The following is a 17,364-nucleotide window of genomic DNA, read 5'->3' on the forward strand; positions in this document are numbered from 1 at the left end:
CCATCAGACAAAACTTTATTATATCCTGACATTTTAAAAAGACAATTTTAAATTAACTATATTATTGCAATTAAAAATCAAATTAATTCTTTACATTAAAAAAATAAAAACCTATAAAACCTTATTTTTAATTCTAAAAAATCACATACACTCCAATTAAAAATTAATTATAAAAATATTATTTGACATTTATCACATATAGGGCAAAAAATAACAAACGGTTGTAAATCATCAACTTGTAATTATTATTCATTATGAGTAAAATCAATAATTCCGGATACAACGTATATATACAACTATTAAATTGGTTAATTGAAATCCAATCAATTAAGCCATCAAATATTATATTATCTAGCTCATGAATATATTCCACACCCAATTATATTTACCAATCCACTTTCACATCAATAATAAATTTAAGCATTTAACCACTCAGAATAAACATTAACCCTACAGATAAGATCGCTTGTAATATATGCTGCTAAATAACTGCAATGATAAAAAAATAATAGAACGAAGATTATATATAAACTCTGGTCAATCCATTGGAATTTATAATGATAGTGAGTTTGACATCCCTACCTTGTCATTGCACTCTAATATAATTATAAAAACAAAATGGACTAACGACAATTTGAGTGAGCATTATTAGGCAAACCCATTCAGAGATTACAATCTATATAATTCGATAAATACCCAGTCTAGCGAAATTAAAAAATCTCAAGATCAGATAATTTTTTTATTTACTGTAAAATTTTTGTCACCAATTTTAATAGTGACGCACCAGCATATTCAGAGATCATGAAACTTCATAAGTTAGGTGGCATGCGCAGCCATTTTTGTAATGTTTTTCTACTAGCTCGCAACCATCATACGGAAGCATGACCATATTTCACTATTCTTATTGATTTTATTGGAAAAAGTAGACTTTATAATACGTGAGTAGAATGAGAAGTGGCGGAGGAGGAGAGATTCGAACTCTCGGATGGTTTCCCATCGGCGGTTTTCAAGACCGCTGCCTTAAGCCGCTCGGCCACCCCTCCGCAATGGCGTGCACTATAAACAGCACCGAGACAGATGTAAAGCCTCTTCCTGCTCGACTGCCGTAAATTTACTCTTTTTCACTATCATTGGCTTATTTTATCCGCACATGTGCATACTATCCTTGGGTACAGAAGTGATTTTTGCTAAATTACAGCTACTTTTCTTTGATGGTTATTAATAATTATGTTGGTATTCGAAGGCCAAGAAATCGAAACCGATGCGCAAGGTTATCTGAAAAACAGTAGTGACTGGCAGGAAACAATAGCTTTACTCCTCGCCGAACAGGAAGAAATCACATTGACTGAACAGCATTGGGAAGTCATTCATTTTATCCGGGAGTTTTATAAGGAATTTAATACATCCCCAGCTATCCGTATGTTAGTAAAAGCAATCGCACAAAAGTATGGCGAAGAAAAAGGTAACAGCCGCTATCTTTACCGTCTGTTTCCCAAAGGACCAGCAAAACAGGCAACTAAGATAGCCGGACTGCCGAAACCAGTAAAATGTATCTAATCAATAATCTAGCTCAGTGGCGGACACTAAAATCTGCAATATCCTCCACTGCGCAGGATTGAGATGACAAATTATCTATCCGTGCTCCCGGCGGACCACCTTGCTCCAGCCAATGGGTTAATTTATTTAGTTGTTCACTATCACCATAAGCTACGATTTTTACACTACCATCATGTAAATTACAGACATAACCTGTCAGATTATTAAGTTTTGCCCAACGAAAAGTTTGATAACGAAACCCGACTCCCTGAACCCGGCCATAAACATAAATTGTTACTCCACATTTAATCATAATTACCCCCTATCAACCCAATCACGTTGCGGTATCGCTCACATATATAGTTAAGCATGCGACTGTCGGTTGTGTTTTATATTTACTACAGCTAACCTGAAATAGATGAAGTCGCACTCGCAATTTTAAAGCAAAAAAAGACTTCAACCACCGGGTATGCTCTTGTAATTCACCTTACTGCCCTTATATCAATGTCAATGCAAGATCTTCTTTGGAGGTGACTATGATTATCGCCAGCAAATTCGGTATCGGCCAACAAGTACGTCACAAACTTCTGGGTTATTTAGGAGTCATCGTAGACATTGATGTGGAATATTCTCTGGAACAACCCCAAGAGGATGACATTGCATCCAATGCTACCTTGCGTTCCGCTCCTTGGTATCACGTTGTGATGGAAGATGACAACGGTCAACCCGTACATACTTATTTAGCAGAAGCACAATTAGCCTATGAAACATCTGATGAACATCCAGAGCAACCTTCTCTAGATGAGCTAGCAGAGTCCATCCGCAATCAGCTATTAGCCCCAAGACTACGCAATTAATACTCCCCTTATACCCCTTAAGCAATCTAAGGCAGTTATCGTATTTTTAAGCTGCCTAAGCTGCCTGTACGGCAGTGCACCTATGCTCGGATTCAGCGCCGATGTATTTATGTTTCTAAGCTGCCTGTACGGCAGTGCACCTACATCTCGTGAACTTGACGCTTATTTAAACTTTCTAAGCTGCCTGTACGGCAGTGCACTCAGAAGGTCCTAAATCAGGTTTGAATTCAATTTTCTAAGCTGCCTGTACGGCAGTGCACCTGATAATGTTGATTACTATTACTTGCGATCTTTTCTAAGCTGCCTGTACGGCAGTGCACGACGAGAGCAGCGATTACAGTTTCGGGCAAGGTTTCTAAGCTGCCTGTACGGCAGTGCACGTTGGGAATAGCAACAGCAGATGAGGATATTGTTTCTAAGCTGCCTGTACGGCAGTGCACTTCCACCCCCGACTTTGGGGAAATTAGCTCCCTTTCTAAGCTGCCTGTACGGCAGTGCACCTATCGACCAGACGGCTTGTTTTTTACCAAAATTTCTAAGCTGCCTGTACGGCAGTGCACGTCCAAATGTATCATTGCAGTAATCTCGAAACTTTCTAAGCTGCCTGTACGGCAGTGCACACGCTAACGCCAGTTCTACGCCGCAATTATACTTTCTAAGCTGCCTGTACGGCAGTGCACACGTGATAATGTCAGGCAGCCGCTCACTGACTTTTCTAAGCTGCCTGTACGGCAGTGCACTCAGCGAAAGCAGCGATCCACTGGCGCTTTGCTTTCTAAGCTGCCTGTACGGCAGTGCACAGAGTTGTGAAATCAATAATTTAAGAACTGGATTTCTAAGCTGCCTGTACGGCAGTGCACGCTGAATCTTGGGCAGTCATCCCCATGTTATTTTTCTAAGCTGCCTGTACGGCAGTGCACGCTGAATCTTGGGCAGTCATCCCCATGTTATTTTTCTAAGCTGCCTGTACGGCAGTGCACTGTTACATATTAACTTTAAGTTGCTGACTGTTAAAGAATATAGTGATAAAAAATGAAAAAACCCTTTTTTGAAGAGATATTTTATTTCTCTTTTAAATCAATCGGTTAATTTTTGATGATAAAAAAGGGTCAAAACTGGAGTACAGAAAAAACGCCTTATCTTCATAGCAACAAAAATGTAGATTCTGGCAAACTTAGCTGTCATTAAAATAACTAAACTTACCTAATGTATTGTAATAACTGTAAAAATAGATTTTATAAGATGTTTAGAGAAGTAAGTTCCGCTGAATATCCAGTCCCTTAAGTCTGTATTGGATATTTTCCAAGTCCCCCCCATCCACCGATGAGGAACTAAGCAATCCAAACTGAAAAATATTATTTCTCAAGTCCCAATCTTGAAATTTCAATTTTTGGACAGCGATCCATAACAACATCCAAGCCTGCTTCCTCTGCCAACACTTTTGCTTGCTCATTAATAACACCAAGTTGCAACCAAAGCACTTTTGCTTTGATATCTATAGCTTCTTGCGCAATGTCATATGCAGCTTCAGCATTACGGAACACATCAACCATATCAACAGGTTGTGGAATATCTGTCAGTTGTGCATACACTCGTTGCCCAAGCAGTGTTTGTCCGGCAAGCTTCGGGCTGACTGGAATCACCTGATAGCCCTGCTCCAGTAAATAAGCCATAACTCTATAACTTGGGCGAGCAGTTTTTTCACTCGCACCTACCAACGCGATAGTTTTCACTCGTCTCAGTATGTTCGCAATTTGCTGGTCACTCATTTATTACTCCTTAAAATCCGATATTTTTACTTTGCTTATTTATATCAATGTATATGATAAACATTGTTATCAATTGAACTCACTACGTTCGAAAACACGACAACGATTATCAAAGGTATCCTTATGGAATTAACAACCCGCACAATGGCAGCTTCTAAAAATATAGCGCTTATTGCACATGACCATTGTAAAATTTCGCTACTAACCTGGTCCAAAAAACATAAAAATTTACTCAAAAAACATCATTTATACGCCACCGGCACAACCGGTAATCTGATTCAGAATGAAACCGGATTACCCGTTACCAATATGCTGAGTGGCCCAATGGGTGGAGATCAACAAATTGGTTCTCTAATCTCAAAAGGGAAAATTGATGTATTGATATTTTTCTGGGACCCACTTAATGCCGTGCCTCATGATCCTGATGTAAAAGCACTGTTACGCCTCGCTACTGTATGGAATATCCCAGTTGCAACCAATCTGGCGTCTGCGGATTTTATTGTTAGTTCTCCTCTGTTTTCTGAATCAGTAAATATTCAAGTGCCTGATTATCAAAACTATTTGAATGAACGTCTGAAATAAGTCTTTACAACATATACCTACAACTACACGCTTGCTCCAAGCCAGATACTTAGGAAAAAGCAAGAGTGGGATTTCCAGCAAAGATATCCCATGATAGCCCTGAATATTTTAGCCAAAGCAAAACCTCAAGGTTTACGTTGAACAGGCACATTTAACCGCTCTAATTGACGCACAAACACCGATGGATTCTTCTTATCCTGCATCAACCACACCTGTTTCTTCGCCCGTGTTAATGCAACATACAAAAGGCGACGCTCCTCCGCATCCGGAAAATCTTCCGGCGGCGGCAATAAAACCCGCTCTATCACAGATTCCCTTGCTGATGCAGGAAAACCATCTTGTCCCTGATGCAAACCAAGAATAATCACATAATCCGCTTGTCGTCCTTTGGAAGCATGAACAGTCATAAACTCTATTTTCAGTTTAGGCCAACGAGTTGCTGCTTTTTTCAGTAATTCAGGTTTTAAATAGTGATAACGTGCTAGTAATAAAATCGTTTCCTGCTCGGTGACATAGCCACTCATTTTATTCAATAAAGATTCAAGCTGATCTTCTGGTAAGATAACAATTGATTTTTTATTACCCTTAATCAAACTATTTAGCGGCTTCCTTAATTGATTTGGGTTTTGCTGCACAAACGTGTTAGCAATCTCACCAATCCTATTATTAAACCGATAAGAGATATCCAATACACATTCAGCATCTTTACCAAAATAATCAGCAAATACGGTATTCAACGTCGGTTCCGCACCACTGAAACGATATATTGCTTGCCAGTCATCCCCTACGGCAAACAGGCAACCTTGGCTATTTTGCGCTCGCAATGCAGTGAGCAATTTGGCCCCTAATGGTGAAATATCCTGAAACTCATCAACCAAAATATGCTTCCACGGGCTGATAAACCGCCCTTTATCCAGAATATTCACTGCCTGATGGATTAACCCTGAGTAATCAACAGCACCTTCTGTTTTTAATGCAGATTTCCACGCCTTTAATAAAGGTCCCATCAGGCGAATACATTTTTGAAACCGATCCAGATACTCTTCCTGAGCTTGCTCTATCATCGCCTTCTGACTACCACCATGTATACGCATCAAACCCAACCAACGCTCAAGCCGGTCTGACAAACGGTTAGCAAGCTGTTCATCGTGCCAAAATTCACCTTCCGGCACTTCCCATTTCAACTCTTCCGTCAGACATTCCCGCCAACCTTTGGCATGTGCTTTCTTCTCACTGCATTGTTGTTGCCAATGTTTAATCAAAAAATCTCTTCTTTTTTGCTCGTCAATTTCCAATTCGCTGATTTTTGGTACTTTATTATTTCCTTGCTGAATGATACGCAACGCCAGAGCATGAAACGTTTCTACTTTAATATCATTCACACCAAGACGAAGACGAATCCGCTCATTTATCTCATTGGCAGCCTGATTATTAAAGGCTAACAGTAATATCTGTTCGGGAATCACCTGCTGGCAAAGCAATAGCCAACCCGCCCTCGCGACTAACACCGATGTTTTTCCACTCCCCGCGCCAGCAAGAACCAGAACTGAATTTTCATCGTTAACAACAGCCAAACTCTGAGAAAGATTTAACGGAGATGTTTCAACCCGCTGAAAAAAGTCACGATGTTGCTCCAACATGCGTTCTGTCCATTGCAAATTCATCTTTTCAACAAGCTTTTCGCCATTCTCAAGCCAGCGCAAACACGTTTGATAACCATCCCGGCAATGATCAAATTGTTCCAGACGCTGTAACGGCAATGGTAAAGCCTGAAACGCTGCCTGAATCCGCTGTTGTAACTGGAACAAATCCGTTTTTTTAAACCAGCGATTCTGTTGGTCAATTCTGTTGATTTCACTAACCTGAGTTGCCAGTACATTAGCACTAATATCACTCATTTCTTGGCTCCATTTCTGCCATTCACCAAGCAGATAATGGTAAAAACGCTGAGTTTGCCGCCATTCAGTGCCATGAAGACGAACCGCTTGTCTATCGGGCAGTTCAAACTCTAACTCACCCCAGACAATTCCTCGTTTACACTGGATATTAATTAACTGGTTAAATGGGATCAGGTATTGATGCTTTTCACCACTGACTTCAATACCCGCATTCAGCAAACGCACCCGATTATAAGGATGCTGAGCAAGACGTTGACCAATTTGTGTTGCTTTAAGTTCCATTATCGAGCGCCATACCTAAAAAATAGTTGAATTATGTCTTATAAGAGTTTTTTATCACTAATAAACCTTTTATCATAATAGTTATTTATACCCTATGGATTTCAAGATGCATCGCGACGGCAAGGGAGCGAATCCCCGGGAGCATAGATAACTATGTGACCGGGGTGAGTGAGTGCAGCCAACAAAGAAGCAACTTGAAAGATAACGGGTATATGACGGCTATTATTACCTCAGGGGTATTTTGTGCTAACTGTTTTCTCCGGTCTGCGCCGTTTTCTTTATAACAGTCATTTTCTCTATTATAACCGTATCCTAATAGCCTTGGCTGGAACAACACTAGTGCCTTGGTTTTTGGATAAAGAGCCTAAAATAACTATCTCATTGACCTTGGGCGTTGTTGCCGCAGCACTCGCTGATCTTGATGATCGTCTGACTGGTCGTTTACGTAATCTAGTGATTACACTGATTTCTTTCTTTATCGCTTCAGCCTCTATTGAATTACTGTTCCCTTATCCTTGGCTTTTTACCATCGGGCTGGCGTTATCCACTTGCAGTTTTATCTTACTGGGCGCCCTCGGTCAACGTTATGCCACTATTGCATTTGGGGCATTACTGATCGCAATTTATACCATGCTCGGTACCTCTATTTTCCCACTATGGTATCAACAACCACTATTATTGCTGACAGGTGCAATCTGGTATAACCTGCTAACCCTAACCGGCCATTTATTGTTCCCTATCCGTCCATTACAGGACAATCTGGCACGCTGTTACCAACAACTTGCCGTTTACCTTGATGCCAAAGCTAGCCTGTTTGATCCCGATATAATAGAAGAAGGATATCAGCAATCCGTCGTTAATGTGGCAATGGCAAACAGTGTTTTAGTTAACACACTAAATCAAGCCAAAGCCTCCCTACTGACCCGTCTGAAAGGTGATAGCGGCCAACGTGGAACCCACAACACTCTGCACTATTACTTTGTTGCGCAAGATATTCACGAACGTGCAAGTTCATCTCATGTGCAATATCAAAGCCTACTTCATACTTTTCGTTACAGCGATATTCTGTTCCGCTTTCAACGTCTCCTCTCTATGCAAGCCCGTGCATGTGAACAGATTGCTCAATCAATACGTTGGCACAAACTATACCAACACAATCCGCGTACTGAACGTGCATTTAACTATTTGGAAAGTTCCCTACAACAACTCAATAAGCAACAGAAACATAACCTCAAGATTACCGCCTTATATAATTTGCTGAAAAACCTGCGTGCGATTGATGCGCAATTAGCCAGCATGAGTTCTGGACGAGACAATCTTTCCAAAAACAAAAAAGATGAAATTCAACTATCTGACGAAACGTTGACTGGCTGGCGTGACATCTGTTTAAGGCTCAACCGTCACCTAACCCCACAATCAGCCCTGTTCCGCCATGCAATCCGGATGTCTGTTCTGCTATGTAGTGGCTACACCATGATCCAGTTGTTGGATTTACAACATGGATATTGGATTTTACTAACCAGCCTGTTTGTTTGCCAACCTAACTACAGCGCTACCCGCCGCCGTTTGACACTGAGAATAATAGGAACCGTTGCCGGCGTATTGATCGGCTTGCCAATCCTTTACTTTGTGCCATCTATTGAGGGGCAACTGGTGCTAATTGTTATTTCTGGTGTACTATTCTTCGTCTTCCGTAATACCCAGTATGCACATGCAACCCTGTTTATCACATTACTGGTATTATTATGCTTCAATTTGCTAGGTGAAGGCTTTGAAGTCGCGTTACCAAGAATTATTGATACATTAATTGGTTGTGGTAGCGCCTGGTTAGCCGTAAATTTCATTTGGCCAGACTGGAAATTTCGCCAGTTATCACAAGTGATAAACCGGACGATGAACGCCAATTGTCGCTACCTTGATGCCATTTCAGTTCAATATCATCAGGGAAAAAATAATGGGTTGAACTATCGAATTGCCCGTCGCGATGCCCATAATAGTGACGCAGAACTGGTATCCGTTATTTCAAACATGTCTGCCGAGCCGAAAAGTGACCAGACTTCTCAAGAAAAAGCATTCCGGCTACTGTGCCTAAATCACACCATGCTAAGTTACATCTCTGCGTTGGGAGCACATCGAGATAAATTGGATAATGAAGTTATCCTGGATATTCTTAATGATGCTATTTGTTATGTCGATACAGCATTAAGACCAGCATTAATAGATGATGATGGAATTAAGCAAATACCTGCCAACATAGCGAAAAGAATCGAGCAAGCTCCGGTAGAAAGAAATAGTAAAGAGCAACTGGTATTGCAACAAACCGGTTTATTAATAGAATTGCTACCTGAAATCGTTAATACCATTAAACAAATTAATCAATTATAACCAGATTGATATACTGGGGCAGTTGGCTGCCCCTTTTATTAGCTATTCACGATAAAGATCTAACAAGCCAGCTCCTTGTGCCAACGTAATAAATCATTACGGATCTGTACCGGTAAAACGGCTGAATGACATCCTTCAATTGCACCAGCCAAAGCAAGTAATAAACTAACATTAAATTTTCTTTTATATTGATGTAGTTTTAAATAACTGGCTTTAGCGCCTAACAACCGCAAATCTTCAACTTTACATATTCCAACTTTCCATAACTGACGTTCCAAAGACATTCCAAGATTAGGCAAATCCTTTAAACGCTCTGGCATTTTCTTTTTACCCGCCATTTCAATAAATGAGTAATGATAAGCCAAATGCGCATATTGAGATAACAACTCTTGATCTTGCCAAAGTGATTCAATAACTTGGTAATAACGCAAAGTTACAGGCACTCCCTTTTTCGAGTAAATATAGTTTTTCATTCCTCTGGCTTTAAATAGTACCTCAGCATGTCCATTTCCTCGTAAATATAATTCTCCATCAGCAATAATAGCGAACATAATCCCATCAGCTAACAGACTGTAACCGCCAAACTGTGGCTTCCTTGTCAATGTCCCAAACGAAGAAAAACCATTTTTGAGTTGAGTAAAACGCACCTCAGACAAAAACATACAGATCACTCCATGAGTTTTGTGCAAATAAATCTCTTATCCATAGATTTGCCCCAATTATTAGCAAAATAAATAACAGGAACAAGCAATTAAAAACATACGCAATCTAATTTTCTCTGCCAATGGTTAAATGAGTTTACAGCCATTTACAGTCAATATTTGCGAAGCTCTTTGAAAAAATAGACTTGATCTTAGCCTAACATGAAGATACTGTATATTAATACAGTTAATTGTAGCGAGGTTCATTATGGGCATTCAATCATCCTGGGTTTACCCTTCTAAACATCAGTCAGCCAAAAAGCAGTTATCACCTACACAAGATAATTCAGCCAGAAGAGAACGGGTAGTGAAAGAGGCTAAAGAAGGTATAGCGGAAGGTATATACCCTATGGATTTCAAGATGCATCGCGACGGCAAGGGAGCGAATCCCCGGGAGCATAGATAACGATGTGACCGGGGTGAGTGAGTGCAGCCAACTAAAGAGGCAACTTGAAAGATGACGGGTATAGTGAGTGAATTGATTTATAGTGATAACCAATATAGTGATAACCAATATAGCGATAACCAAGCTGTCATTAATCGTATATTGCTACCTTTGTTACGCCAATCAGGAAATGAAGCCCGCTGGTTGCTATGGGTTAGTCCACATAAGAAACTGAGCCGCCAATGGTTAATTAACTCCGGATTACCTTTAGATAAGATTGTCCAATTAAATCGCATCAGCTCCATTACAACGGTAGAAGCAATGGCAAGAGCATTGGCGAGTGGTAATTACAGCGTGGTACTTGGCTGGTTACCAAAGTTATCAGAAAGAGATACCGTAAAATTACGGGCTGCGGCACAAAAAGGCCATGCACTGGGCTTTATTATGCGCCCACAAGATGCAAATAAAGAAACCAACTGTGCTGAATCGCGAGCAGATTTACTAAAAATCCATTCCATTTACTATCATTGACTAAAACTAGGAATTATCGCAATATTTATAACACAAAATAACCAATTCAGACCGAAAATCACTAATCACAATTAAAATCAATTAATTAAGGTAAGATTAGTTGTAAAGAATAGTAAATTTTTTTAAAAAACCATACATTATCTTTTAAATTTTTTACTCTATTAATCAAGGGGCACTTGTAACTTTTTAACTTCGTTGTAGACTTTACACCATTAAAGGTTACTGCACTTATGTACCCTTGTATTGTCTGGTCCACCGGTTTTATGAAAGTGCAGTATTCCTAACTGAGTTTTTAATCAATATGGCTCAACAGCCTATCTTAGTAGATATTAAAAGATGCTAAATTAGTGCAGGTCATTCTTATGGGTGAATAGTGAACACGGAAGCGCGCAAAATTCAAAGCGTACACACAATAATGGTACCGGAGAATTTGAGCACAATTCAGTGCTCGCTTTTATTACAAAGAATGGCAAATGAAAGCCTAATGGGATAGGCAGTCAGTAAAAAGGCTCCCAAAGCCAATTGCCTATTGGGTGATGATAATAACGAGGCGTTAAAATGAAAAAGACAGCTATCGCGATAGCAGTGGCAGTGGCCGCTTTCACAACTGCAACGCAAGCAGCTCCAAAAGACAACACTTGGTATACCGGTGGTAAGTTGGGTTGGTCCCAATACCATGACGTAAACTTCTACGGCAACGGTTATACCAGTGCAATCGGTAATGGCCCTACTCACAAAAACCAATTGGGTGCGGGTGCTTTTTTAGGTTATCAAGCCAATCCATACCTAGGTTTTGAAATAGGTTATGACTGGTTAGGTCGCATGTCTTACAAAGGCAGCGTCAATAATGGTGCCTTCAAAGCCCACGGTTTCCAATTGGCAACCAAACTGAGCTATCCAATTATGGATGACTTGGATGTCTATACTCGCCTAGGTGGTATGGTTTGGCGGGCAGATTCCAAAGCAAATTACGGCGCAACCAATACTCATCTGAAAAATCATGACACCGGCGTTTCTCCACTGGCAGCCATCGGTGTTGAGTATGCGATAACTAAAGACTGGGCGACTCGTCTGGACTACCAGTGGGTTAACAATGTCGGTGATGCAAGTTCAGTAGGCGCACGTCCTGATAACGGTCTGTTAAGCGTAGGTGTTTCTTACCGTTTCGGCCAAGATGAAGCAGCAGCGCCAGTTGTTGCTCCAGCTCCGGTTGTTGCTCCAACTCCAGCGCCAGCACCCGTTGTTGAAAATAAACGTTTTACCCTGCGTTCTGACGTGTTGTTCGAATTTGCAAGTTCTGAGCTGAAAGCCGAAGGTAAGCGTACTTTGGATAAACTCTATACTGAGTTAGCAAACATCGACCCAAATCAGGGCAAAGTACTGGTTTTAGGCTACACTGACCGTATCGGTAAAGACGCTTACAATCAGGAACTATCTCAAAAACGCGCGCAAAGCGTAGTTGACCATCTGATATCTAAAGGTATCCCTGCCGGCAGCATCAACGCAGAAGGCCACGGTAAAGCAAATCCTGTCACCGGTTCTACCTGTGATAAGGTTCGCAAACCTAACCTAATCAACTGCCTGGCGCCAGATCGTCGCGTAGAGATCGAGATTCAGGGCATTAAAGAAGTTGTTACTCAAGCACAATCTGCTCAATAATAGCCTTTCTTGGTTATAATTAATCATCGAAAGCGCAGAAAGCCCCATTGTCAGATGGGGTTTTCTTTTACCAATAGTGGAATTTTATATACCCTATGGATTTCAAGATGCATCGCGACGGCAAGGGAGCGAATCCCCGGGAGCATAGATAACTATGTGACCGGGTGAGCGGATGCAGCCAACAAAGAGACAACTTGAAAGATGACGGGTATATCAAACTGATTAAGGCGCTTGTTGCGATACCAACCTATAAACAACTGAAATTACTCTTTCTTACCCAGAATAGCTTCCAAGTCATGTTTCAAGCTGGACATTTGATTAGCATATTTTTCTTTCCGTTCAGCATCTTCAATTAACTGGATGATAGTTTCGGACAGCGTATTACCCCGTCGTTGAGAAAGTGCAGATAAGCGGTGCCACACGGGAAAATCTAAATCGATGGATTTCTTACGAGTATGCTGATGTTCTGCATTAAAATGCCGTTTACGCCGAGCACGGATAGTTTGTTTCATCCGGTTGAATAAATCAGGATTCATATGCTGCTCAATCCATTTCAGTACCTTCACCGGTTCACTCTCAAGCTCAATGAGTTTATCAACTGCTGCATGAGCGGCACTGTTTTCAATATATTTAGTAATCGGCTCGCCTTCTTGATGTTTTTTCATCAGATAAGCCCACTTCCAGCCACATTCCAAATTTTCCAGTTGTTGATATTTCATCTTGCTTTCTCGGTGACAGCGTAACTAAAAATAAGCATAACAACTATTTTAGTAAATTGCTTATAGCCAGACTGATTAATATCTGTTTTTTGATCAAATTATGTTTTACATAAAGTGTCTACAATAGCAAACATTCAAGCATGTTATGTTGGTTTATATCTTAATCTTGTATAATCGATGTTTTCCTACTTTACAATATATAGCGATCATTTTGACCACTAACAAACTAGACTGGCAGGCATTACTGCCGAATTGCGCTCCTTATGATGCGCTTTTTCATTCTGCTTCCCAACAGGCGCCTGCCAGTATGGAAGCCGTTCAATCACGGCTACATAGTGGTTTGCAGCTTTTTTGCCGGATGGATTCCCGCCAGCCTTTTATGCTACTGAAAGCTGAAGAATGTGATACTTATTTGTCAGCGTTAGCTGAATCTATCCATCCATTGCTCACGAAAGAACTTCCCCAAATTGGTGGCAATTATCACATTCAGCAACAGAAAATTAGCTGGCAACCATCAACAGAAGGCCATTTCACACCTGAATTACGCGTCGCTTATCGTGAATGGATAGAAGCAGAACAATTATTTGGCAGCTTCCATTCTCACAACGGAGAAATTCACTTACAACCCGGTCTGATTCATCAGGTAAATGGTGGTGTACTTATTCTGTCGTTACGTACCCTACTTTCTCAGCCATTAATGTGGGTTCGCCTGAAACAGATGATTATTCAACAACGCTTTGAGTGGTTATCTCCAGATGGCAATAAGCCGTTACCATTACCTATCCCCTCTATGCCGTTAAAGCTACGTCTGATCCTGGTTGGAGATCATCTAAGCCTTGACGAATTCCAGGCTACAGAACCTGAATTAGCAAAAAGCGCGCTATATGGTGAATTTGAGCTGGATATGCCATTTCATAATGAGCACGATTTAAGTCTGTGGTGCAATTATATCAATGGACTCATTCAGCAATGGCAATTACCGCCATTGAATCATAATGCCTGGCCTGAGCTTGTACAACAAGCAATCCGCCACGTAGAAGATCAACACCGCCTGCCTTTGGATATTCTCTGGCTACAACGACAACTGACTACTGCGGCACTCTATCAGCAAAAAAATCAGATTACAGCTCAATCAATTAAACAAGCAGAGGAAAATCGCCGCTGGCGTTACAACTATCTGCCCGAACGTGGTTTAGATGAAATTCATCAAGGCCAGATTCTTATCCGTACCCAAGGCATGGTCATTGGCCAAATTAACGGATTATCTGTGCTGGAGTATCCCGGCCATCCTGATCCAGTGGGAGAACCATCCCGTATCACTTGCGTGGCTCATATAGGAGACGGGGAATTTATTGACGTTGAACGAAAAGTTGAGTTAGGTGGCAATATCCATGCGAAAGGCATGATGATTATGCAGGCGTTTTTGATTTCCGAGCTAAAATTGGATCAACCACAACCTTTCTCAGCATCCATTGTGTTTGAACAGTCCTATGGTGAAGTTGACGGCGACAGCGCCTCTCTTGCCGAATTATGCGCACTGATAAGCTCTCTTTCTCTGCAACCTATTGATCAACAACTAGCTGTCACAGGTGCGGTAGATCAATTTGGTTATGTTCAACCAATCGGTGGTATTAACGAAAAAATCGAAGGTTTCTTTGAAGTATGCCGCCTCAGAGGGCTCACTGGTCAACAGGGAGTTATCCTACCAGCAGCAAACGTTCATCATTTATGTCTTAATCAAACCGTTGTAGATGCGGTAAAAGCGCAAAAATTTCATTTATGGTCAGTAAAACATGTTTCTGAAGCGCTGCCTTTATTAACAGGTATCCCTTATTATGATCAACAAGAAACACACTTGTTAGCTATGATACAAGAACGTATAACACAGGCGAATAATCAAGAACGGCCTAAATTCCCGTGGTTTCTTCGCTGGCTGGGTTAATTCAGAATGTCTGATCGGAGTTGTTCAGCGTACAAGTGTACTCTATTATTTACCCTACATTAAATATAAGGCTATCTGATAATTATGGTTGATAAACGTAAATCCTACACAAAAGAAGATCTTATCGCATCTGGACGTAGTGAGTTATTTGGCGAAAATGGACCTCCATTACCATCTGGTAATATGCTAATGATGGATCGCATCATTGAAATGACAGAAAACGGTGGTGCCTACGATAAAGGCTATGTAGAAGCTGAGCTGGATATTACCCCTGATTTATGGTTTTTCGACTGCCATTTTATTGGCGACCCGGTAATGCCCGGCTGCCTTGGTCTTGATGCCATGTGGCAATTAGTTGGGTTCTTCCTTGGCTGGTTAGGCGGTGAAGGCAAAGGCCGTGCCCTTGGCGTTGGCGAAGTTAAGTTCACTGGCCAGGTATTACCAACAGCGAAAAAAGTTACTTACCGTATCAACTTTAAACGCGTTATTAACCGTAAATTGATTATGGGGCTGGCTGACGGTGAAGTGTTAGTAGATGGTAAAATCATCTATACAGCAACGGATTTGAAAGTGGGCTTGTTTAAAGATACCAGCGCTTTCTAATCAATAAGCAGTAACATATCGAAAAGGAAGGTGACTAGCTAATTGCTTTTCACCTTTTTCTCTAAAAGCGCACCACCAAGCAAATAGCATACTATTTGAAAAAAATATTTGCTTGAAAAAATACTTGGTATTGTTTTTACCCTTCAAAGGCAATTCCGGTTATATCTTAGAGTATGAGATTCAAAATCAAACTATACCCAATGGATTTCAAGATGCATCGCGACGGCAAGGGAGCGAATCCCCGGGAGCATAGATAACTCTGTGACCGGGGTGAGTGAGTGCAGCCAACAAAGAGGCAACTTGAAAGATGACGGGTATATAACCTACCTCGACCAAGAATAACATAAAACCACATCTGAATGGCTTGCAATATAAGCATTTAGTTTATTGCTGGCTAATTAGCATGCAATTGACAAATTGTGCTATGCTCAAATTAACCTGACATATCAAATAAGCTCATAAAAGCATACTGATATCAGGTTTAACATTAATAAAACTTAATATTTTTGATTATTATTGATAAACACAACCAAGGGTAATTTATATGAACATCAGAAAAATACTGCTCATAATCGTAGCATTAACTGTTACACCAACTGCCATAGCGCTAAATAAGATTGAAGGTACCATTGAGATGCTACAAGCATCTAACACTAATGGCGATTGCCTTGGAAAAATAGTCACTCCTACTCGCGCCCAAGGATTTCGGTGGGTATGTACTTATAGTGCCGGGTCGATACTTTTATCAATGCTTCAAACCGCCTATTCAAGTCATGAAAATGTAGCCATAGCAGTCCAGGGGGATGCGGAATATAGCCCTCTCTATAAGGTTCAATTACGTCACAAATGTTTATCAAACCCTGCTTACTGCCATTATCCTTCGCATTAGTAGATAAATTACTTGATGGCCGCAATATCAGCCATTCAGCCATATTGGAGGTTAAATAGGGTGTATGAGCTGGCGGCCATGAATTCTATCTCATCAAATTTCGCAAACGAAATCCCAAAAGAACAATACAAGAAATAGGAAACCAGCACATTAATTGCTATACGTACCCTATTACAAATCCACTAGCAGGATTCAATCTGACAGATATCTGTATAAGCAATCAGTCACTGTCAGATTAAATTTGGGATATATACACGTTGATTGAGAAATGGAGGTTTTTTCTTACCTATACCATCAGTTTGGCAGAGACTAAGCCATCGTCGCCCTGTCTTCCATAGCCTGACGCCACCCTCCTAACCAATGAGAACGGGCATCTAATGAATAATAGGGACAATGCTCCCTTGGACGCCCCAAAATACCTGCATGGTACCCTCTCGATAATGCTCGTGCTAAACGATCTCGTTTCTGTCTCTTCATGCTTTTATTTACCTCATAAGCTAGATCAGTAGAAAGAAAACAGTGGTCATCATTTATCCAACCACAATTTAGAAATACCCCTATAAATTTTGAAAATCAAGTCAAGAAATTCATATTAATGTAATATTTGTTATATCAATACAAAAAAA

General features: G+C 40.7%; 14 protein-coding genes, 1 tRNA gene and 1 CRISPR repeat array. Of the genes, 8 read left to right on the forward strand and 7 right to left on the reverse strand.

The window, feature by feature from the left end:
- Positions 1 to 955: 955 nt before the first annotated feature.
- A tRNA-Ser gene (locus V2H77_RS14445) sits at positions 956 to 1,043 on the reverse strand.
- A gap of 184 nt (positions 1,044 to 1,227) precedes the next feature.
- On the opposite strand from V2H77_RS14445, the gene tusE reads away from it, so the two are divergent.
- Complete coding sequence (gene tusE, locus V2H77_RS14450; RefSeq protein WP_341499352.1) at positions 1,228 to 1,557, forward strand: sulfurtransferase TusE; 330 nt, start codon at positions 1,228 to 1,230, stop codon at positions 1,555 to 1,557.
- A 13-nt stretch (positions 1,558 to 1,570) separates the two neighbouring features.
- On the opposite strand, the gene yccX is transcribed toward tusE, so the two are convergent.
- Positions 1,571 to 1,849 (reverse strand): acylphosphatase, encoded by a 279-nt coding sequence (yccX, locus tag V2H77_RS14455; RefSeq protein ID WP_341499353.1) that lies wholly within the window; start codon positions 1,847 to 1,849, stop codon positions 1,571 to 1,573.
- 223 nt (positions 1,850 to 2,072) lie between these two features.
- Here yccX and hspQ point away from each other — a divergent pair, with 223 nt between their 5' ends.
- Positions 2,073 to 2,393 (forward strand): heat shock protein HspQ, encoded by a 321-nt coding sequence (hspQ, locus tag V2H77_RS14460; protein WP_036807155.1) that lies wholly within the window; start codon positions 2,073 to 2,075, stop codon positions 2,391 to 2,393.
- Between the two features lie 52 nt (positions 2,394 to 2,445).
- A CRISPR array of direct repeats spans positions 2,446 to 3,373; the repeat unit is 28 nt; unit sequence TTTCTAAGCTGCCTGTACGGCAGTGCAC.
- A 375-nt stretch (positions 3,374 to 3,748) separates the two neighbouring features.
- Here the strand turns inward: hspQ and V2H77_RS14465 are convergent.
- Positions 3,749 to 4,162 carry a CoA-binding protein gene (locus V2H77_RS14465; RefSeq protein WP_265378286.1) on the reverse strand — a complete coding sequence of 138 codons (414 nt, stop codon included), beginning with the start codon at positions 4,160 to 4,162 and terminating at the stop codon, positions 3,749 to 3,751.
- Between the two features lie 123 nt (positions 4,163 to 4,285).
- Between V2H77_RS14465 and V2H77_RS14470 the strand changes: the two genes are divergently transcribed.
- Positions 4,286 to 4,744: a methylglyoxal synthase gene (locus V2H77_RS14470; protein ID WP_341499355.1), complete on the forward strand. Its 459-nt coding sequence runs from the start codon at positions 4,286 to 4,288 to the stop codon at positions 4,742 to 4,744.
- Positions 4,745 to 4,869: 125 nt separating this feature from the next.
- On the opposite strand, the gene helD is transcribed toward V2H77_RS14470, so the two are convergent.
- A complete protein-coding gene (gene helD / locus V2H77_RS14475; RefSeq protein WP_341499356.1) occupies positions 4,870 to 6,924 on the reverse strand; it encodes a DNA helicase IV in 2,055 nt (684 codons plus the stop codon).
- Positions 6,925 to 7,167: 243 nt separating this feature from the next.
- Between helD and yccS the strand changes: the two genes are divergently transcribed.
- Positions 7,168 to 9,309, forward strand: a complete 2,142-nt coding sequence (gene yccS, locus V2H77_RS14480) for a YccS family putative transporter (protein WP_341499357.1) — start codon at positions 7,168 to 7,170, stop codon at positions 9,307 to 9,309.
- A 59-nt stretch (positions 9,310 to 9,368) separates the two neighbouring features.
- On the opposite strand, the gene V2H77_RS14485 is transcribed toward yccS, so the two are convergent.
- Positions 9,369 to 9,971: a TfoX/Sxy family DNA transformation protein gene (locus tag V2H77_RS14485; protein ID WP_265378290.1), complete on the reverse strand. Its 603-nt coding sequence runs from the start codon at positions 9,969 to 9,971 to the stop codon at positions 9,369 to 9,371.
- Between the two features lie 496 nt (positions 9,972 to 10,467).
- On the opposite strand from V2H77_RS14485, the gene sulA reads away from it, so the two are divergent.
- Positions 10,468 to 10,926, forward strand: coding sequence for an SOS-induced cell division inhibitor SulA (gene sulA / locus V2H77_RS14490; protein WP_341499358.1), 459 nt, complete (start codon positions 10,468 to 10,470; stop codon positions 10,924 to 10,926).
- Positions 10,927 to 11,484: 558 nt separating this feature from the next.
- Positions 11,485 to 12,585: a porin OmpA gene (gene ompA, locus V2H77_RS14495; protein ID WP_265378292.1), complete on the forward strand. Its 1,101-nt coding sequence runs from the start codon at positions 11,485 to 11,487 to the stop codon at positions 12,583 to 12,585.
- Between the two features lie 263 nt (positions 12,586 to 12,848).
- On the opposite strand, the gene matP is transcribed toward ompA, so the two are convergent.
- The gene (matP, locus tag V2H77_RS14500) at positions 12,849 to 13,304 is read right to left on the reverse strand and encodes a macrodomain Ter protein MatP (protein WP_341499359.1); all 456 of its coding nucleotides are present in this window, start codon (positions 13,302 to 13,304) and stop codon (positions 12,849 to 12,851) included.
- 211 nt (positions 13,305 to 13,515) lie between these two features.
- Here matP and V2H77_RS14505 point away from each other — a divergent pair, with 211 nt between their 5' ends.
- Both V2H77_RS14505 and fabA read left to right on the forward strand, forming a co-directional pair.
- A complete protein-coding gene (locus tag V2H77_RS14505) occupies positions 13,516 to 15,246 on the forward strand; it encodes a Lon protease family protein (RefSeq protein WP_341499360.1) in 1,731 nt (576 codons plus the stop codon).
- A gap of 84 nt (positions 15,247 to 15,330) precedes the next feature.
- A complete protein-coding gene (gene fabA, locus V2H77_RS14510; protein WP_265378295.1) occupies positions 15,331 to 15,849 on the forward strand; it encodes a bifunctional 3-hydroxydecanoyl-ACP dehydratase/trans-2-decenoyl-ACP isomerase in 519 nt (172 codons plus the stop codon).
- A 1,198-nt stretch (positions 15,850 to 17,047) separates the two neighbouring features.
- Here the strand turns inward: fabA and rmf are convergent.
- A complete protein-coding gene (gene rmf / locus V2H77_RS14515) occupies positions 17,048 to 17,215 on the reverse strand; it encodes a ribosome modulation factor (RefSeq protein ID WP_074524881.1) in 168 nt (55 codons plus the stop codon).
- Between the last annotated feature and the right edge of the window lie 149 nt (positions 17,216 to 17,364).

It is taken from the genome of Photorhabdus sp. P32, from assembly GCF_038085095.1.
GTDB classification, from domain to species: Bacteria; Pseudomonadota; Gammaproteobacteria; order Enterobacterales; family Enterobacteriaceae; genus Photorhabdus; species Photorhabdus luminescens.

Coding starts and splice junctions, on each gene's coding strand:
- tusE (WP_341499352.1), top strand. CDS start 1,228: ATGTTGGTATTCGAAGGCCAAGAAATCGAAACCGATGCGCAAGGTTAT.
- yccX (WP_341499353.1), bottom strand. CDS start 1,849: ATGATTAAATGTGGAGTAACAATTTATGTTTATGGCCGGGTTCAGGGA.
- hspQ (WP_036807155.1), top strand. CDS start 2,073: ATGATTATCGCCAGCAAATTCGGTATCGGCCAACAAGTACGTCACAAA.
- V2H77_RS14465 (WP_265378286.1), bottom strand. CDS start 4,162: ATGAGTGACCAGCAAATTGCGAACATACTGAGACGAGTGAAAACTATC.
- V2H77_RS14470 (WP_341499355.1), top strand. CDS start 4,286: ATGGAATTAACAACCCGCACAATGGCAGCTTCTAAAAATATAGCGCTT.
- helD (WP_341499356.1), bottom strand. CDS start 6,924: ATGGAACTTAAAGCAACACAAATTGGTCAACGTCTTGCTCAGCATCCT.
- V2H77_RS14485 (WP_265378290.1), bottom strand. CDS start 9,971: ATGTTTTTGTCTGAGGTGCGTTTTACTCAACTCAAAAATGGTTTTTCT.
- sulA (WP_341499358.1), top strand. CDS start 10,468: ATGACGGGTATAGTGAGTGAATTGATTTATAGTGATAACCAATATAGT.
- ompA (WP_265378292.1), top strand. CDS start 11,485: ATGAAAAAGACAGCTATCGCGATAGCAGTGGCAGTGGCCGCTTTCACA.
- matP (WP_341499359.1), bottom strand. CDS start 13,304: ATGAAATATCAACAACTGGAAAATTTGGAATGTGGCTGGAAGTGGGCT.
- fabA (WP_265378295.1), top strand. CDS start 15,331: ATGGTTGATAAACGTAAATCCTACACAAAAGAAGATCTTATCGCATCT.
- rmf (WP_074524881.1), bottom strand. CDS start 17,215: ATGAAGAGACAGAAACGAGATCGTTTAGCACGAGCATTATCGAGAGGG.